Origin of the sequence: Demequina globuliformis, assembly GCF_000975155.1 — a bacterium.
In the GTDB taxonomy this organism is placed as follows: Bacteria; Actinomycetota; Actinomycetes; order Actinomycetales; family Demequinaceae; genus Demequina; species Demequina globuliformis.
This window is the reverse complement of sequence record NZ_BBRG01000001.1, coordinates 1,213,424-1,231,350: the sequence shown is the minus strand read 5'-3', so window position 1 is coordinate 1,231,350 and position 17,927 is coordinate 1,213,424. Positions and strand designations below refer to the sequence as shown.

Here is a 17,927-nt window from a genome sequence, read left to right as displayed (position 1 = left end):
TCACCGTCGCGCTTCACGCGCCAAGGGTTACGCCGAGCGCACTGCCTTAGTCGCGGCGAGCATGTTCTCGAGCGAGGCGTTGGTCTCCTCGTAGCCGCGGGTCTTCAGACCGCAGTCGGGGTTGACCCACAGCTGCTTGCCGGGAATCGAGTCCTTCGCGAGCTGCAGGAGCTCGGTGACTTCCTCGGTCGAGGGCACGCGGGGCGAGTGGATGTCCCACACGCCGGGGCCAATCTGGCGCTCGTAGCCGTGGTCCTTAATCGCGGGCAGCACCTCCATGCGGGAGCGCGCGGCCTCGATCGAGGTGACGTCTGCGTTCAGGCCGTCGATCGCGTCGATGACCTCGCCGAACTCGGAGTAGCACAGGTGGGTGTGCACCTGGGTGTCGTCCTGAGCGCCGGAGGTCGCGAGGCGGAAGGACTTCACGGACCAGTCGAGGTAGGCGGGCTGGTCGGCCTTCTTGAGTGGCAGCAGCTCGCGCAGGGCGGGCTCGTCGACCTGGATGATGCCAATGCCGGCGTCCTCGAGGTCCTTGATCTCGCCACGCAGGGCCAGGCCCACCTGGAAGGCGGTGTCGCCCAGCGGCTGGTCGTCACGCACGAACGACCACGCGAGGATCGTCACCGGACCAGTCAGCATGCCCTTGACCGGCTTGTCCGACAGCGACTGGGCGTACTTGGCCCACGTCACCGTCATGGCCTCGGAGCGAGCCACGTCACCCCACAGGATGGAGGGGCGGGTGCAGCGCGAACCGTAGGACTGGACCCAGCCGTTCTTGGTGACGTCGAAGCCCTCGAGGAGTTCAGCGAAGTACTGCACCATGTCGTTGCGCTCGGCCTCGCCGTGGACCAGGACGTCGAGCCCCAAGTCCTCCTGCAGCTTCACGACCTGGGCGATCTCGTCCTTCATCGCCTGCTCGTAGTCGGCGTCCGACAGTTGACCCTTGGCCCACGCGGCGCGCGCCTTGCGAATCTCGGGGGTCTGGGGGAACGAGCCGATGGTCGTGGTCGCGAGCTCCGGCAGGTTGAAGCGGGCGTCCTGAGCGGCGGCACGCACCGAGTATGCGGTGCGCTCGAAGTCGCCGTCCTTGACCGCGGCGAGAGCGTCGCGGACGTCGGCGCGGTTGGTGCCGGGGTGCTCGGCGCGTGCCTTGAGCGCGGCGCGGGCCTCGCCGAGCGCACCGGCGACGGCCTGGTCGCCCTGGGTGAGAGCGGTCGACAGCGTGACGACCTCGCCCACCTTCTCATCCGCGAAAGCGAGCCAGCTGAGCAGCTCCTCGCCCAGGTGCTCCTCACCCTGGAGGGTGTGGGGCACGTGGAACAGCGAGGTGGAGGTCGCGATGGTGACGTTGGCGCCGAGCGCCACGACCTCATCGGCCTTGCGCAGCGCCTCGTCGAGGTCGGTGCGCCAGATGTTGTGGCCGTCAACGACGCCCGCGACGATCGTCGCGCCCTTGAGGTCAACGCCCTGAGGCACGGAGCCTCGCACCAGGTCGATTCCGATGGCATCCACGGCGGTGTTCTTCAGCACCGGAAGTGCGTCGTCGAGCGAGTTGTACGGAGCGGCGACGAACAGCGCGGGGCGCGACTCAGCGGCGACCAGGGCGCGGTAGACCTTGGTGGCGTTGTCGAGGACCTCGGCGCGGTCGGCGTCGATGTCCGCGACCAGAATCGGCTCGTCGATCTGAACCCACTCGACACCGGCGGCCTTGAAGGCGGCCAGCAGTTCGATGTACACGGGCAGCAGGTCGTCGAGGCGATCGATGGGCTGGTAGCCCTCGGGTGCCTCGTCGGCGGCCTTCGACAGGTACAGGAAGGTCAGCGGGCCGGTGATGACCGGGCGGGTGATGAAGCCGGCTTCCTTGGCCTCGACGAACTCGTCAACCCAGCGGGTGGAGTTCAGCGAGAACTCGGTGTCGGGGCCGATCTCGGGAACCAGGTAGTGGTAGTTCGAGTCGAACCACTTGGTCATTTCGAGGGGGGCCTTGTCGCCCTTTCCGCGGGCGATCGTGGAGTAGCCGGCGAGGTCGACGGAGCCGTCTTCCGCGCGGAGGTCAGCGAAGCGAGCGGGGATGGCGCCAAAGGTGACAGCCGCATCCAGCACGTGGTCGTAGAAGGAGAAGTTGGACGGGATGGAGCTGTCCTCGCGGCCCAGGCCCAGACCGGCGATGCGGTCGCGGTTGGCGGCCCGCAGGTCCGCGGCGACCTTCTCGAGGTCCGCCTCGGAGGAGTTGCCCTTCCAGAACGACTCCAGTGCCCGCTTGAGCTCACGCATTCGGCCGATGCGCGGGTATCCAAGGATGGTGCCGCCGGGGAAGGCGGGCGCAGGGGCAGAGGACTGAGTGATGTCAGACATAGTTCCTCGTAGAGGTTTGGGGTGCGCGGCGGGCTCGCCATTGCGCTTGGTCGACGCGCGTCTACGCTGCGCCGAGGGGTGCGCTCGCGATTCTAGCGCGTCGTGGTAGGAATTGCCACCGCCAGTTGAGACACCTTGTCCACATAGCGAGACGGCCTGGTAAAGCTCCGGTGGCCGGGCTGGATCGCGTGCGGTGAGCGCCGCGTCAGGGGCGAGTGAGACACTGGACAGATGGCTGAAGAAATCACTCCCAAGCAGGTCACGCTGGTGCGCGAAGCCGAGGGCGTCTACGTCGCCCGCAACCCCGACGGCGCGGAGTACCGGTTTGGCTACAACGTGGACGGTGCACTCAGCGCCGTCGAGCTCCTGATGGTCGCTATCGCGGGTTGCTCCGCCACCGACCTCGACATGATGACGTCCCGGCGGTCCGAGCCCACCAAGTTCGACGCCACGGTCACGGCGGACAAGGTCGGCGGCTCGTCGCCCGCCATCCTGCGCGACATTGACGTGGCATTCGACGTGGCCTTCCCCGAGGGCGCCGAGGGCGACAAGGCTCGCGCACGTGTGGCCGCCGCCCTCAAGTCCGCGGAAGAGAAGACCTGCACCGTGTCCCGCACCGTTGTCCACGGCGCTGAGGTGACGCTCCGCGAGGTCTAGCTCGCGGCATCGGCCCGCCGCCTTCCCGGCCGCCGTCCCCGCCAAATGGCTCCATTTGACTGTTTTGCGGCGCTATAGCGGCCATTTTTCGCCACTTCGCGGTGAGGGCGCGGCCTAGCGCAGCGGCAGTTCCGTCACGAGGTCCATGGCGGCCTCATGCTTGTTGAACGTGATCACGTGGATGCCAGGCGCCCCCGCGTCGAGCAGTCCGCATGACAACCTTGCAGCATGGGCCACGCCCGCCGCGCGCGCCGTGGCGTTATCTTCCGCGGCCTCGAGGTCGGCAATGATCTCCGCGGGGGTCGCAACGCCCGTGATCTGCGCGGCACGGTGGGCGCGCTGCGCGGTCACGAGCGGCATCACCTCCGGGATGATCGGAATTGTGATGCCCTCGGCGCGCGCGTCCTCCACCAGCGACGTGTAGTGGCCAATGTCGTAAAACACCTGGGTAATTGCGAAATCCGCGCCCGCGTCCTGCTTGGAACGCAGGACCTGGAGCCCCTGATCGCGCCACTGCGGGAGCACGTGCTGGGCGGGAAAGGCCGCCACACCAATGCTCAGGTTGTCGATTCCGTGCGCGTGCGCCACCTGTCGCAACAGCGTCACGAGCTCATGCGCGTATCGCAGGCCGTCCGGGTGAGGCTGCCAATCCGCCTGACCGGCCGGCGGGTCGCCACGCAGAGCCAAGAAGTCCAGCACTCCCTCTTCGAGGTACTCCTCGATGACCTGAATGACCTCGTCTCGCGACTGGTCTACGCAGGTGAGGTGCGCGAGCGGAGGGATGGTGTGGCTGCTCGCAAGCTTCTGCACCACGCCGCGCGACGTGTCGCGCGTAGCGCCGGCCGCGCCGTATGTGATGGAAATGAAGTCCGGGTCCGTGTCCACGAGCATTCGCATCGTCGCTTCGAGGGTCGACTCGGCCGCGGGCGTGCGCGGAGGGAAGAGCTCGTAGCTGAGAGTGGGCTTGCGCGCACTCAGGAGTTCACGGATCGTCATAGCGGTCGCAACAATAGCGGACAGGCGGTCAGGGGGCCGATGCCCCGGGCAGCACTCGGTCCCTGAACAGGGACGATGCTCGGGTGGGCAGCACGGCTGAGCGCCACTAGGGCCGTAGTCCCCAGGCGGCGGATGTCGAGGGCTTGTCCACGGGTTTGTGCGGGGCACGCGGCACAGGTCGCGGGGCCGAGTCACACTGGGGCAATGATCACCGAGACCAACGACTTGATCCGCTGTTTTGGCGCAGGCGACACGCTCTACGAGGAGTACCACGATCACGAGTGGGGGCATGAGGTCCATACCGAAGACGGGCTCTTTGAACGCATGACGCTTGAAGGATTCCAGTCGGGGCTGTCGTGGCTCACGATCCTTCGCAAGCGGGACAACTTCCGCGACGCATTCGCGGGGTTTAACCCGGAGGCCGTCGCCGCATTCACTGACGAGGATCGCGACCGGCTCATGAACGACCCCGGCATTGTCCGCAATCGCCGCAAGATCGATGCGGCCATCACCAATGCTCGCGCCGTCGTGGCACTCCACGACAACGGTCGCACGCTCGACGAGGTCATTTGGAGCCACCAGCCCGCGCCGCGCGACGCTCCCCCTGCGGATTGGTCCGAGGTCCCCGCGTCCACTGCCGAGTCAACGGCACTAGCCAAGGAATTGAAGGCGCTGGGCTTCGTGTTCGTGGGGCCGACGACCATGTACGCCCTGATGCAAGCCGTCGGATTGGTGGACGATCACATCGCGGGTTGCGTGGCGCGTACGGGATGAGGCGCGCGGGGAAGTTGCGAAGGATTGGCGGGGTACGGCGGTGCCCCGGGGCGTTGTCCCCCCGGTCCCGCCCCCGGCGTGTCCCCAGGGTCCACCCGGCGTTGTCCCCAGGCGCCTCCTAATGGCTCTCTTTACACACTTTGATGGCTTTTGATCCTCTTTGTCACACCCCCATGATGGGATAGATCCATGGCGCTCAACACCGAGGTTCTCGACCGCGAGGTCTCTCGGTTGCGCGCGTTCGAAGGCGTCGAGCCCGTCACTCTCGACCGCGCTCGCCTGGCGGAGGTGCGCGCTGCGGTCGGTGCCGCTCGCCGTGCGCTTGACGCCGTTTCTGCGACCGTCGCGGCAGAGGTCGCGAGGCGCTCTGACCCCAGCCTGGGCGCGAACGGGTTGGCACGGCAGGAGGGGCACTCCAGCCCGGTGGAGTCCATCGCGCGAGAATGGGGCCTTGGCCACGGCGAAGCGGGGCGCCTCATAGACGTCGGGAAGTCGCTCCAGCCCCTCGCTGTACCGGCCACGCCTCCCCGGCCCGACCACCAAGGGAACCCCCAATCCGCCGCCGGTGACGGCAGTGACCGCGACAACAACCTTGTACCGGGGTTGAACGACCCTGCGGGCGGCGAAGCGGGCGCGCCGCAACAGTCGCGCTTTCCACGTGTCGCACAGGCGCTAACAGATGGTGAGCTGACGGCCGCAGCGGCCGCTGAGATTACGCGCACCCTCGAGGTCGCCGCGAAAGCCGAAGGTTCCGCTGGTCCATCGTCGACCACTCCAACGCGGGCCGGGTCGATGACCCCGTATGCGCAGGGCGTCGGCCGCCTGGAGCGTCAACTCGTGGCACGGGCGAAGAAGTTGTCGCTGTCCGAGCTCCGGCGTGCGTGCCGGCAACTGCGGGCGCATAGGGCGCCACAGGATCTTGAGCAGCTCGAGCGCCACCAGCGGGCCGAACGCTTTATCGCGTTCACGGAAGACGCTGATGGCATGACGACCATCTCCGGGCGCCTTGATCCCACGGCGGCGGCGCCTTTGCGCGCATGGGTCGACGCGCACGTCCGGCAAGGCTTCCAAGCACGGCACGGACTTCCGCACGGCGTCGACGATCGCACCCCCGGTCAGATGCGCGCAGATGCGATCGCTGACCTCGCCAAGCACGGCCTGGGCTGCGAGGAGCCGACGATGGGCGTCAAAGCGACGGTGGTGGTGCGCGTTGCCCAATCAGATCTGAACGCTGGCACGGGAGTCGCAGAATGCGATACGACCAGCGGCCCCATCTCGATCAGCACTTTGCGTCTGCTGGCCGTCGACGCCGAGATCCTTCCCGTTGTCCTTGGGGGCGCGAGCGAGCCGCTCGACCTCGGGAGGTCGCGGCGCCAGTTCTCGCGCGCTCAGCGCATCGCATTGGCAGAGCGCGATGGGGGCTGCGCATGGTGTCACGCTCCGGTGAGCTATTGCGACGCCCACCACGTGAAATGGTGGGCGCGGGACCGCGGCACCTCGGACCTCGACAATGGCGTGTTGCTGTGCACTGCGTGCCACCACAGGATCCATGACACGGGGTGGGAGATCTCCACGACCCCCACGCGCGTATGGCTGATCCCACCGGCGTCGCATGATCCCGAGAGGCGGCCGATTCTGGGGGGTCGTGCCGCGCTCACGCTCGATCATGGGGCGCCGACTGGGTCCGACCAAGGGCCGCCCGGCTCAGACACGATGCCGACGTCACCCGGTTCAGACGCGAGGCCGGCGCCATCCTCGTCTGCCGCAGATCGACCCCGTAACTGACAGCGGTCAGGCTCGCGACTCGAGCGTGGCAGACGCGCAGCGACAGAGACGCGCGACGTGAGCTAGCAGTACGCGCGGCGATGACGGTCGCGCGCGTCATCGAGGAGCGCCTCGACAATCCGCTTGTCGGCAGGAAGCCACGCGACATCGCGCCAACCACCAGGCTCAAGCGTGCGCAGCAAGTCGTGGTCCTCGAGCGGACGAGGCTCGACTGCCGCACCATCGGCGCCTGGCAGAATCCGGGCCCACCACACGCGCATCACGAGGCGCTCCGCATCAGCATCGCCCGGGCGCAGCATCCACACGGGAGTGTCCGCGCACTGGGACTCAATCCCGCTGCCGTCGTCCGGGCCCAGCAACTCTTCACCGATCTCGACCTCGACGCCGAGCTCCTCGCGCAACTCGCGCCGCAACGCCTGCTCGGGCGTCTCCCCTCTTTCGACCTTGCCGCCCGGAAACTCCCACAGGCCGGCAAGCGCGGAGGGTGCTGTACGGCGCGCGGCGAGCAAGGTGCGCGGGACGACAAGATCGTCGGTGATGGCGGCAGCCACCACCAGTCGCGTCGAAGTACCCACCAGCGTGGCTATTCGGTGACGTCTGCGTAGGCGTCAGGATCGAGAAGATCCGGCGCCGCCTCAGTCAACTCGACCTTGAAAATCCAACCCTCGCCATAGGTATCCGAGTTGATCAGGTCCGGAGCGCTCTCGAGTTGACCGTTGACCTCCGCGACCACGCCCGTCACGGGCGAGTACAGCTCCGACACGGCCTTAGTGGACTCGAGTTCGCCACAGACGTCACCCGCCTTGACCTCATCCCCCACGGAGGGCGCCTCGACGTACACAACGTCACCCAGAGCATCGGCCGCATACGCGGTGATGCCCACCGTGACGATGGACTCGGGCGACGCATCGCCGCGCACCCACTCGTGCTCGGCGGAGTACAGCAGATTGTCAGGAATGTCAGGCACCTGGCCCACCTTTCGCTCGCGGAGGGACCTCTCAGGAACGAGGCTACGCGCCCCGTCGATAGAACGGTAGCGCGACCACGTTCATCTGCTCGTGACGACCGCGCACGTCGACGGCAAGCGACGTCCCAGGCTCGGACACACCGCGGTCAACGTAGGCCATCGCGACAGGCGATCCCAGAGTCGGCGACGGCAGCCCCGAGGTGACGACGCCCACGTCCTCACCGGCCTCCGTGACCACCGGGTAACCCGCCCGAGCCGCGCGTCGGCCCGCGCCCACCAAGCCCACCAACACTCGCTCGGTGCCGGCTTCCTTGACCTTCGCCAACGCCTCGCGTCCCACAAAGTCACCGCGCTCGGGGCCGTCCGCGCGACCAAAATTCACGACGCGGCCCAAGCCCGCGGCGAAGGGCGACAGCGTGCGCGACAGTTCATTGCCGTACAGCGGCATGCCCGCCTCCAAGCGCAGCGAGTCCCGCGACGCGAGGCCACAGGGAATCAGGCCCCGCTCGGCGCCACGGTCCATCGCGAGCGTCCACACATCCGCGGCAAGATCCGCAGGAACAAAGAGCTCGAAACCGTCCTCGCCGGTATACCCCGTGCGGGCCACAAAGGCGTGGTGGCCTCCCTCGAGCAGCACGTTCGCCGCGGTGTAGTACTTGAGTGCCGGGGGATCTTCCGCCCCCAACTCGCACATCGCGGTCACAATGTCGACGGCCGCTGGGCCCTGCACAGCGATGAGCGCGATCGAGGCCGTCTCATCGGTCACCTCGGCGTCGAACCCACCTGCCGCAATGCGATCGCGCAACTGCCCGAGAACCGCCTCGCGGTTAGCCGCGTTGGCGACGACCATGAAGTGCTCCCAGTCGCGCCGGTACACGACCAAGTCGTCGATCACGCCGCCGTCCGGTGTGCACATCATCGTGTACTTGGCCGCCCACAGTCCCATGCGGCTCATGTGACCCACGAGGGCGTAGTCCAGCGCCGCCGCAGCATCGGCGCCCGTCACCATCAACTCGCCCATGTGCGACAGGTCGAACAGACCAGCCGCCTGGCGCACCGCCTGATGCTCGGCAACATCGCCGGAGTAGCGCAGGGGCATGCTCCACCCCGCGAAATCCACCATCGTGGCGCCAAGGTCGTGGTGCTGCTTGAGCAAGGGCGTTTCGAGGTTCGTCACGCTCCCAACCTAAGCCATCGATGCCGGCGCTGGAGTGCAGCGCGGCGGACCCCGCTGGCAGGCCGAGGCGTGGCGCGCAACGACGAATCGATCCAGAGCAGCTGACTACCCGCCGAGCGCGAGCGTGACGGCGAGCACCACGGCGGCCGTGAGCACAGCCGCTGCCACCGCAGCGACGACCGACACCGTGATGAGGCGCTTGCGACGCTTCGCTGCTCGCCGGCGCGCTGCCTCCTGCGGCGGCACCACCTGCTCGTAGGCGCTTTGACCCGCCGTCGCACCGTGAGGGTGCGGCGACCGGAGCTCCTCCGGCACCGCGTTCGCGACTTCGGGCGCGAGTCGCGGCTGGTATGCCTGCTCTTTTTGGCCGGCCTCGACGCTGCCGGGCCGCACGGCTGCTTCGCCGGGCAGCGAGTACCCGGGCGGGAGCGCTGAGCGTGGCGCACGCGAGCGGGTCACACGTGGGTGCGCGGGCGCGGTCGGCGTGGCGTCCGGAATGCCGGGCGGTTCGGGCGCGGATGGGGACGCCGGGGGCAGGGCCCCACGGCGGGAGGACAGGATCGTCGAGTCATCGTCGTCGTCATCGGCTGGCTGTTCGGACGCCTCCGCACCGCCGGACACTCGGCGCGATGACAGCACCGTCGAGTCATCGTCGTCGTCTGCCGGACCGGCCATACCGGCGCCGCTCGCCGCTCGGCGGGAAGACAACACCGTGGAATCATCCTCTTCAGCCGGCAGACCGGAGCCGCCCGCACCGCCAGATACTCGGCGCGATGACAGCACCGTCGAGTCATCGTCGGCATCCTCGTCCTTGGCGGCAGCTGCCGAGCGACGCGAGGACATCACCGTCGAGTCATCGTCGAAGTCCCCCTTCGGAGCCGAGGGCGCCCGGCGGGACGACACCACTGTGGGATCGTCGGTGTGGTCTGCGGCCGAATCGCGCTCGTCGCTCATACTCGTGCCCTCCGGCGCGAGGTCTGGGTCGTGTCGTCCTCAAGGTCGTCGTCCGCTGGCTCCCACTGCTCGCCCCACAGCCTCCAGGGCGCCACGCTCAGTCCGGGAGGGGTCACGGCGTCGAGAACGTCTGCCACCACGACAGTGACGTTGTCGCCCGTGCCAAGGGCCAGTGCTTCGTTAACGAGCGCCGACGCGGCCGTCTGCGGCTCCTCAGCGCTACCTGCGGTGACTCCAATGCGCGCATCTGACACCACCTTCGTCAAGCCGTCGCTCGCCACCACGAGCCTCATGCCAGGCATCACGGGAACGAGCCAGGCATCGAACTCTGGGAGTCCGTCGCCTATGGCTCGGGTCACGATGTTCCGGTCCGGGTGTCGCTCGGCTTCCTCAGCAGTGATCCGTCCCGCATCAACCAGGTCCTGGACGTGCGAGTGGTCGCGCGTCACCTGATGAACCACGTCGCCGTCCACCAAGTACGTCCGCGAGTCGCCGACGTTAAGGATCATCCACCACGGTCCGCCGTCGTGCTCCACGGCAACGGCGCCGGTCACGGTGGTGCCGGACTCTCCTCCCACTGACAGCGACACCTCAAGGACTGCCCGTTGTGCCTGCACCACCGCGGCAGCGACCTCCGGTGGCGTCACGACGGGGAGGTCAGCGAGCGCCGCGAAGGTCTCAACAACGGCCGCACTCGCGGCGGCTCCGGCGTGGTGCCCACCCATACCGTCGGCGACGATGTGCACGTTGCCGCGGGACAGATACGAGTCTTCGTTGCGGGCGCGCGGCCCTTGATTGGTGTCGCCCGCGCCCGTGGCCCAATGCGAGCCGACCGTCACTGGCCGCCCTCGCTCATTACGATGCGCGCCTCAAGGTCGCCGAGAATCAGCACGCCTTCGATGCGCGCGAGCACGCCCGGGCTGACCTCGGTCTCGCGCCCCGCCTCGTTGCGTAGGTAGGTGCCGTTGGTCGAGCCCAGGTCCAGCACGTGCCACGCACCGTCGACGAGCTGCAAGGTGGCGTGTTTTTTCGACATGGTCTTGGTGGGGTCAGTGATCCCCAGGATTCCGTCGCTCGCGGCACTGAGGCGCCCGACCGTGATGGTCGTGCCTGCGAGGTCATACGACTGGCCGCCGTCGACGACAAGCTGCGCACTCACGCGGCGACGGGAAGCGATCACCGTGTGGTCGTCGTCCTCCTCGGGCATTCCAGACGGCGTCGCGGCTGGCGCGGGCGGGAGGGCCGAACGCGTCGGCACCGGAGCGGTCGGCAGACTTTCGACGTAGGGCGCGGGCTCCGCGCTCCGGGCCGATACGACCTCGGGCGCAGCGCTCACACCTACCCCGGGCACGGCACCGGTGACGGGTGCGGCACCGGTGACGGGTGCGGCACCGGTGACGGGTGCGGCACCAGCGGCGGGTGCCGCCGGCAGTTCAGACACCGCAGGCGCGTCAGGCGCCCCAGGAGCGGCAGTCGCGTCAGGAGCCGCAGTCGCGTCAGGAGCCGCACTGGCGGAAGGCGTCGCGGGCGCGTCGTGCTCGACGGGTTTCATCCCAGCGCCAGAGTGATCCGCAGCGACTGACGTGCTCGGCTGCTCGTCCTCCTCGACCGGCGAGGCGGCCGCCTGGGCGGCTGCGGCATCGGCCCGCGCCTTGACGAGCCAGTCCGGCTCAGGAGCAGACTCCGGCTCAGGGGCGCCGTACGGCGACACCGCTGGCGCTGAACGCGACACTGCCGACGCATCCCGAGTCGCATCGACGACGGGCACGGCTCCCGTAGGCGGCTGCGACAGGTACGGCGACACGTTCTCGTGCTCCGAGTCTGCACTGTGCGGCTCGCGCGCCACGGGAGCCGATGGTGCGGATGGCAGCACCGCGGGCGCGTCGACTGAGCTGGGGGATGGTGCCGGCGCGGGGAGGTCGGGAGCACTGTCGACACGCGGGGCCGCGGGCGTGGTCGACTCCGGCTGAGCTGTCGCCGCCCACCCGGGCGGCAAGCCGATCACGCCGGCACTCGCCGACGCCTGCTGTTCTTGCTGTTCGCCGGGAGCCGATGGGGCCGCTGGCGGAGGCGAGGCCACCGGGGCCGCCGGAGCAGGGCTCGGGCCAGGGGCAGACGCCGCTACCGAGTCCGGGGGCGGCGGAACACCGGGTCCAGACACGGGGGCGCCAGTCGGCGGCGGCGGAACACCCGGTCCAGACATGGGGGCGCCAGTCGGCGGCGGCGGAACGCCGGGTCCAGACACGGGGGCGCCAGTCGGTGGCGGCGGAACGCCCGGTCCAGACACGGGGGCGCCAGTCGGCGGCGGCGGAGCATCAGCGGCGGAGCCGCCCTGAGCGTCAGCTTCCGCCGTCCCTGCGGGGCGCGCGATGATCGTTTCCTCGTCCGGCTCGACCTCGCGCACGGCGCCCCACGCCCACTGCTGCGGCGCGGCAGCCTCCGGGCGAGCGTCCGCGAACGGGTCGCCCGTGGGGGTGGGGTGACCGCCTTGAGAGTGGTCGTCGGTGGCGTTCGGCACAGCTGCCTCCTCAATGACAGGTGTCGCATCTGCAGCGGCGGTGGGTGGCACCTGGGGCTCAGGCTCTGCGGCGCTCGGGGCGCTGACGGGTGGGTCTGTGGACAGGGCCGATGCCGCCGGAGCCATGGACGCGACGTCCGGCGGCGCGGGGGCGTCGGGGGCGTCGGGGGCGCCGGGGTACGCTGCGGCAAGGACCGGCGGCTCAGGGGACGGTGTGGGTGGCGCGGCTGCCGGGACGCCCGTGCTCACCTCTGCCGGGGGCGACGCCGCGTCTGACACGTGCCCAGCGGCATGGGGGCTATGGGCGGCGGCCCGCGCGGCCTCCGAGGTGCGCCCGGCCGGGCCGTAGGGACCCCACCCCACAATGGACGCCCAAATGACGGGCGACAGAGCCGCCACCCATGTCAGTAGCGACGGAGCCTGGAGGCGCAACTCGATGGTTCCGGCGCCATAAATCCACATCACCCAACCCACCAACGAGCCCAGCACACACACGATCACGCCAGCGACGAGCAACCCTCGCACCACGCTGATGTCGACATCGGCCAACGCCTGTTCGAGGATGAGCGCCGCGAACGCGACACAAGCGCCGACGAATGCGACACCGCGAGCGATCGCCACGGGAATGGGAGACAGGCGCGCCGCCTGCGCAGCTGCCACCCACCGCCACACCGGGACAAAGGCGGGGGCCGGCGATTGCCCCACTTTGCGCAGCACCGCACCCAGGGCAAAGCCCATCCAGATCAGGTTGATCACTCCGCCCACGAGGAGCGGGATCACGACCAGCATTCCCATGGGTCTTACCTCTTCTTGCTGTTGCGCGTGCGGCTGCGCCCTCTGCGCGTGCCCGTGGCACCAGTGTGGTCGCTTCGCCACTGCACTCGGTCGCTCTCGCTCGGCGCGCCGGGAGCATCGGCCTGTTCCGTCGTGGCGTGCCACAGCGACCGCAGTGACAGGCGCATCTTGATTCGCGACCACCAACTGCGCGAGGCGAGCCACTGCTTGCGGTCTTCCTCCATCATCGCCCAGAACAGGTCGGCTTCCTCTGGCGACGACGGGCGTCCGGAGAAGGTCACGCGGTCGGTCAACGTCGCGAGCGCCGCGCCATTGGCAGTGGCGTAGGTGGTGGCGACCTCGCTGCGCGTGGCCAGTGGCATGGGCGCCAGGCCCGCGTCGACGGCGGTGTCGAGATACTCGTCCCAGCCACCGTAGACGGCAGCGGCCGGCGTCCCCTTGCGCCTGCGGCCCCTGCGGATCGACTTCCAGATCAGGATGGCCAGGATGGGGCCGAGCACAATGGCGAATCCCAGCAGCCCAGCTCCGGCGATGCGCAGCACTGGGAGAATCCACGACTCCTCGCCGGGCTCCTCGATCTCCACTGGGTCGGAGGTGTCCGACGTGCCGCGTTGCGTGGAGGGCGGCACGATCGCCTCAGCGTGCTTGGGATCGAGCGGCGAGGCGTATTCGGGATCGGTCTGCGTGCTGATGTCCGGCGCCACGACGTTGCCGTGCTGCGGCGTCACGTCCACGGGAATCCAACGGCCATCCGCAGCCTGCACCTCAACCCAGGCCGTCATATTCTTGCCGCGGCATTCGCCGGCCTCGCATGGCGGCGCGGCGAAGCCCGAGTCGTCGGTCGAATCGAGCCGCGCGCCGAGCACGACTCGGGACGCGTACCCCATGTCGGACGCAATCAGCGCGACGGCCGTCGCGAACTGCTCGTCGTCGCCTGGCGCCGCGACGAGCTCCGAGTTGTCGTCGGTGGGGCCTACCTCCGCCTCACGTTCGTTGAGAGAGATGAACATGCGGTCAATGCGGTCCCGCGAATGCCCTGCTGCGGAGCCAACGAAGGTGTAGGCACCCAGGTCCTCCATCCACGTCGCCGCCGCCTCATCCTCGAGCAGGCTGTGGCTGAGGTAGCCACGCTCACGCAACCGTTGCACGAGGTCGGCGAGTCCTGCGCCATCGTTCGTGACCGCCTGGTTGGCGACCCAGTCGCGCAACGAGTCAGGGATCAGCGACGACGCTACCTGGCCATTGCCGGTCGGGTCTCCGAGGTCGGCGAGCGAGCTGGGAGCCGCGTAGTACGCGCTGACGGTGTACGAGTCGCCTGTGGTGAGGCCGCCGTCGAGGGCCATGACGCCCGATGCCGCCTCGCGTTGGTAGTAGAAGGAGTCGACGAGTTGGCTGCGACGCGCGCCGGAGAACGTGATGGATTCGAGTTCGCCCGTCATGGGCACCCAAATGCCCCCTCCTGCTGCGATCGATACCTCGGCGGACACCGCGTCCCCACCGTGCACAGCCTCCAAGGTCGAGGGCACCCGCTGGTAGCGATCGGGAGCGGCGCCTTGCGGGGCCGATGCCGTGAAACTCTCACCGTCGAAGTACGGCAGCGTGGCCACGCGCACGCGGTCGGGCGCCCCTTGCGCGACCGCTACCGAGAACAGCACCGTGTCATACGCCGCATCGGTGAAATTCGAGCGGAAGTCCGCGAGCGGCGTGACGGCGGCGTCAACGGTGAGTTCAGGGTCGATCGCACTTCGAGCAACGTCGCGTGGGGTGGTCGCGGCGATGGGGCCAGCTGCGAGAAGTCCCACGACAGTGGCGACGACGAGCATGGCGGCGACCGCGCCCACGGCGGCGAGGGTCCGGCCCTTGGGGGCGCTGGCGAGGCGGGCCGATGCCGTTCCCTGGGCCTGGGCAATAGCCGTGCGCCGGGCCCACGAGGCGCGCCACGCGAACCAGGCGAGGAGGATCAAGAAGGCGGCGAGGCCCACGAGGAACTCGCGACTCATGTAGACGCCGAAGGGCGCCCATTCGTAGGCCTCCGCACGGGTAGCCGGGCCAAGAGCGATGGCCGCTACCTGTAGGCCCGTCACCACGACCGCTGCTGCACCCCACCGGCGTTCTGACCGGACGGCGAGCCACGTCGCCCACACCGAACACAGCAAGAACAGCGCGTAGACCGGCACCAGCGTGGCGCGGTACTCGCCCAGCGGCAGGGGCAGGGTGGCAATGTCCTTCCAGCCCAGGATGGGCCCGCGTACGAGCTCAAAGGCGGCGCCCACGGCGGAGTCCACCCCACTGGTGGCGCCGGGGACAGCCAAGGTGAGCCCGCCCACGACGTACAGCCCCGCGGCGACAAGGGCCGTGGTGACGCCGCTCCAACCCGCGCGTGACGCGATCACGGCAATGGCGGCGCCGCCCACGATCGCCAGCGGCATCACCATAAGGTAGCGAACTGACTCATAGACCGGGTAGAGCGTCCACGCAGCGACGGCGGCGACCGCCATCATGAATAGAGCGTTGATGAGCGTCGGCATCAGGCCCATGGCGGGCGTGTGCCGCGAGAGGCGTCGGCGGCTCATCGCGCCCCCTTCGCGAGCAACTGGCGCAGGTCATCCAGAATGCCCAGGCTCAAGATGCGCGTGCGACCCACCGCGTGCATCGCCGGCTCAGACTCGGGGTCACACACCACCGCGGCAACCGCCACGTCGATGGGGAAGGCCAAGGCCGCCGCACTGAGCTCGCTGAGTTCGGCTCGCGAGCCGGTGACCAGGAAGGCCAACGACGTCTCATTCGTGACCTCGACCAGCATGCGAGTGAGCGTCGGCAGCGGAACCACGGTCGACGCCGCCTCGACACCCGAGAGGTCGTCGAGGAGGCGACGCGGCGTCGTCACATTCAACTGCGCAAGCGAGCGCACGGAGGCCTTCGCAAACTCGGGCACCTCGCCGGAGATCACGACCTGGACGTCGCGACCGTCGCGGACGGCACGCACGCCCAGCGATCCGGCGGCAGAGACCGCCATCTCGAACTCGCTCTCGTTCGCGTAGTTGACCTCGTCGAGGTCGAGGATGATCGACAACGTGGACCGACGCGTCTCCTCGAACTGGCGCACCATGAGCGTGCCGGTCTTCGCCGTCGACTTCCAGTGGATCTGGCGCTGGGCGTCGCCGCGCGCATACTCGCGCACGGCGTGGAAAGAAATGTCCTCGTTGGTGAGCGAGCGCGTGGCGCGGCCCTCAAGGTCGCGGATGAAGCCCATGGAGGTACTGGGGATCGCGATCGTGACCGGGTGGATGTACAACGTCTGGACGTCCGCCCAATGGAAGGTGCGCTGGACGAGCCTCAGCGGATCAGCGCGGATCGTGGTCGCCGGCCCCACGTCGATAATGCCGCGCCGCGCTCCTGGGATCACCAGTGGCTCGTGATGCTCACTGCCCTTGCGCAACAACGGCACGTGGAAGTCGATCAGGCCTTCCCCCACGGGCACGTCAACCTGGCCAGGTAGCGCCAGCCGCGAGTGGCGGTTGCGCACCACAATCTCCGCCTCGGCGTCGTGTCCCGCCACCACGGCGTCGTGAAGCAGCCGGAAGTCGACCTCGTAGGGCTCCTTGCCTAGCAGGAAGGGCAAGGCGATCAGCAGCAGCACCAGGCCCACCAATGCGCCAATGAGGAACTCGCCCCATCCCAACGCCAGGCCAACGGTCAGACCAGCGATGGTCCACACGATCACGGCCCACCCGGCAGGTGTGGTGACGGAGGCGACGGTTCGCCATGCCCGGCGGGACCAGTCCGCCACCGACCGGCCGGTGCGCAAGCCCCAAAGTCCCAGGCTCACCCAACGCCCGCGCGATTCCTCCGCGTACTGCGTGTGCGTGCGCGTCGTGGCATGCGTGTAGCCCGTACGAGTCCGCGAGGTCCTCGTGTGGGTGCGCGTGTCGCCGCGGCGGCGGGGTGGGGCCTGGGTCATGGCTTACTTGAGGTCCTGCTGCGAGGGCGGGGGCGTGTCGAGCAGGATCTGGCCAATCACCGCGGTAGCAGTGACGCCATCGAACTCGGCCTCGGGGTCCAAGATGAGACGGTGTGCGAGCACTGGCTCGGCCAGCGTCTTGACATCGTCCGGCGTGACATAGGTGCGGCCGTGGGCGAGCGCCCAGGTGCGGGCCGTCCGTGACAGCGAGATCGCGCCACGCACGGACACTCCCAATCGCACCTGGGTGGCGGAGCGCGTCGCGTCCACGATGCGTGCGATGTAGTCCAGAATCAGCGGGCTGGTGTGCACCTCACGCGACAGGCCCGTCATGGCGCCAATGGTCTGCAGTTCCGCGATCTGCGGCACCGTGACCTTGACGGGGCGGCCCGCGTCGAGGATCTGCAAGGTGGCGCCGTGGTCGGGGTAGCCGAGCGAGGTGCGCATCATGAAGCGATCGAGCTGTGCCTCAGGCAGCGAGTAGGTTCCCGCCTGCTCAACCGGGTTCTGCGTGGCCACCACCATGAATGGCGACCCGGCCTCGCGCGTCACCCCGTCCACGGTGACCGAGCCCTCTTCCATGACCTCCAGGAGAGCGGACTGCGTCTTGGGGGAGGCGCGGTTGATCTCGTCAGCGAGCACCACGTTCGCGAAGATGGGTCCGGCGTGGAACTCGAAGGTGCCCTGGCGCTGGTCAAAGACTGTGATGCCCGTGACGTCGCCTGGCAGTAGGTCCGGGGTGAACTGAATGCGGCTGGAGGAACCCTTGACCGTCTGGGCGAGCGCACGCGCCAACGAGGTCTTGCCGGTGCCGGGAACGTCCTCAAGCAGCAGGTGCCCCTCCGACACCATGGCCGTGAAGGCAAGTTCGACCACGTGGCGCTTGCCGAGCACGGCGCGCTCCACATTGTCGGTCAGCGCAGTGAACGTGGAGGCGAACCAACTCGCCTGCTCGTCGGTGACTGTCATTGCGTGAGTTCCTCGTGTT

Annotated in this window: 14 protein-coding genes; 3 read left to right on the top strand and 11 right to left on the bottom strand. The window is 68.6% G+C overall.

Annotated elements, in window-relative coordinates:
• Positions 1–27: 27 nt before the first annotated feature.
• Positions 28–2,355 carry a 5-methyltetrahydropteroyltriglutamate--homocysteine S-methyltransferase gene (gene metE, locus AOP75_RS05620; RefSeq protein WP_062077311.1) on the bottom strand — a complete coding sequence of 776 codons (2,328 nt, stop codon included), beginning with the start codon at positions 2,353–2,355 and terminating at the stop codon, positions 28–30.
• Between the two features lie 231 nt (positions 2,356–2,586).
• On the opposite strand from metE, the gene AOP75_RS05615 reads away from it, so the two are divergent.
• Positions 2,587–3,012, top strand: a complete 426-nt coding sequence (locus AOP75_RS05615) for an OsmC family protein (RefSeq protein WP_062077310.1) — start codon at positions 2,587–2,589, stop codon at positions 3,010–3,012.
• Between the two features lie 114 nt (positions 3,013–3,126).
• Here the strand turns inward: AOP75_RS05615 and AOP75_RS12390 are convergent, their stop codons facing one another.
• The gene (locus AOP75_RS12390; RefSeq protein WP_062077309.1) at positions 3,127–4,008 is read right to left on the bottom strand and encodes a methylenetetrahydrofolate reductase; all 882 of its coding nucleotides are present in this window, start codon (positions 4,006–4,008) and stop codon (positions 3,127–3,129) included.
• A gap of 204 nt (positions 4,009–4,212) precedes the next feature.
• Between AOP75_RS12390 and AOP75_RS05605 the strand changes: the two genes are divergently transcribed.
• Positions 4,213–4,782 (top strand): DNA-3-methyladenine glycosylase I, encoded by a 570-nt coding sequence (locus tag AOP75_RS05605; RefSeq protein ID WP_062077308.1) that lies wholly within the window; start codon positions 4,213–4,215, stop codon positions 4,780–4,782.
• A gap of 189 nt (positions 4,783–4,971) precedes the next feature.
• Complete coding sequence (locus tag AOP75_RS05600) at positions 4,972–6,567, top strand: DUF222 domain-containing protein (RefSeq protein ID WP_062077307.1); 1,596 nt, start codon at positions 4,972–4,974, stop codon at positions 6,565–6,567.
• A gap of 62 nt (positions 6,568–6,629) precedes the next feature.
• Here the strand turns inward: AOP75_RS05600 and AOP75_RS05595 are convergent, their stop codons facing one another.
• The 9 genes from AOP75_RS05595 to AOP75_RS05555 all read right to left on the bottom strand — a co-directional run bounded on the left by AOP75_RS05595 (position 6,630) and on the right by AOP75_RS05555 (position 17,908).
• Positions 6,630–7,142 (bottom strand): (deoxy)nucleoside triphosphate pyrophosphohydrolase, encoded by a 513-nt coding sequence (locus AOP75_RS05595; protein WP_062077306.1) that lies wholly within the window; start codon positions 7,140–7,142, stop codon positions 6,630–6,632.
• Between the two features lie 8 nt (positions 7,143–7,150).
• On the bottom strand, positions 7,151–7,534 hold the full coding sequence (gcvH, locus tag AOP75_RS05590) for a glycine cleavage system protein GcvH (RefSeq protein WP_062077305.1): 384 nt from the start codon (positions 7,532–7,534) through the stop codon (positions 7,151–7,153).
• A 43-nt stretch (positions 7,535–7,577) separates the two neighbouring features.
• On the bottom strand, positions 7,578–8,711 hold the full coding sequence (gcvT, locus tag AOP75_RS05585; protein WP_062077304.1) for a glycine cleavage system aminomethyltransferase GcvT: 1,134 nt from the start codon (positions 8,709–8,711) through the stop codon (positions 7,578–7,580).
• Positions 8,712–8,816: 105 nt separating this feature from the next.
• The gene (locus AOP75_RS05580; protein ID WP_062077303.1) at positions 8,817–9,665 is read right to left on the bottom strand and encodes a hypothetical protein; all 849 of its coding nucleotides are present in this window, start codon (positions 9,663–9,665) and stop codon (positions 8,817–8,819) included.
• Entirely contained in the window at positions 9,662–10,504 is an 843-nt protein-coding gene (locus AOP75_RS05575; protein ID WP_062077302.1) for a PP2C family protein-serine/threonine phosphatase, read from the bottom strand. The genes AOP75_RS05580 and AOP75_RS05575 overlap by 4 nt, the downstream gene beginning before the upstream one ends.
• Complete coding sequence (locus tag AOP75_RS12930) at positions 10,501–12,978, bottom strand: FHA domain-containing protein (protein WP_062077301.1); 2,478 nt, start codon at positions 12,976–12,978, stop codon at positions 10,501–10,503. Before AOP75_RS12930 ends, AOP75_RS05575 begins: the two co-directional genes overlap by 4 nt.
• Before the next feature lie 5 nt (positions 12,979–12,983).
• Positions 12,984–15,551, bottom strand: coding sequence for a transglutaminase TgpA family protein (locus tag AOP75_RS05565; protein ID WP_083966726.1), 2,568 nt, complete (start codon positions 15,549–15,551; stop codon positions 12,984–12,986).
• Complete coding sequence (locus tag AOP75_RS05560) at positions 15,548–16,939, bottom strand: DUF58 domain-containing protein (RefSeq protein WP_062077299.1); 1,392 nt, start codon at positions 16,937–16,939, stop codon at positions 15,548–15,550. Before AOP75_RS05560 ends, AOP75_RS05565 begins: the two co-directional genes overlap by 4 nt.
• A gap of 3 nt (positions 16,940–16,942) precedes the next feature.
• Entirely contained in the window at positions 16,943–17,908 is a 966-nt protein-coding gene (locus AOP75_RS05555; RefSeq protein WP_062077298.1) for an AAA family ATPase, read from the bottom strand.
• Between the last annotated feature and the right edge of the window lie 19 nt (positions 17,909–17,927).

Coding starts and splice junctions, on each gene's coding strand:
- metE (WP_062077311.1), bottom strand. CDS start 2,355: ATGTCTGACATCACTCAGTCCTCTGCCCCTGCGCCCGCCTTCCCCGGC.
- AOP75_RS05615 (WP_062077310.1), top strand. CDS start 2,587: ATGGCTGAAGAAATCACTCCCAAGCAGGTCACGCTGGTGCGCGAAGCC.
- AOP75_RS12390 (WP_062077309.1), bottom strand. CDS start 4,008: ATGACGATCCGTGAACTCCTGAGTGCGCGCAAGCCCACTCTCAGCTAC.
- AOP75_RS05605 (WP_062077308.1), top strand. CDS start 4,213: ATGATCACCGAGACCAACGACTTGATCCGCTGTTTTGGCGCAGGCGAC.
- AOP75_RS05600 (WP_062077307.1), top strand. CDS start 4,972: ATGGCGCTCAACACCGAGGTTCTCGACCGCGAGGTCTCTCGGTTGCGC.
- AOP75_RS05580 (WP_062077303.1), bottom strand. CDS start 9,665: ATGAGCGACGAGCGCGATTCGGCCGCAGACCACACCGACGATCCCACA.
- AOP75_RS12930 (WP_062077301.1), bottom strand. CDS start 12,978: ATGGGAATGCTGGTCGTGATCCCGCTCCTCGTGGGCGGAGTGATCAAC.
- AOP75_RS05565 (WP_083966726.1), bottom strand. CDS start 15,551: ATGAGCCGCCGACGCCTCTCGCGGCACACGCCCGCCATGGGCCTGATG.
- AOP75_RS05560 (WP_062077299.1), bottom strand. CDS start 16,939: ATGACCCAGGCCCCACCCCGCCGCCGCGGCGACACGCGCACCCACACG.
- AOP75_RS05555 (WP_062077298.1), bottom strand. CDS start 17,908: ATGACAGTCACCGACGAGCAGGCGAGTTGGTTCGCCTCCACGTTCACT.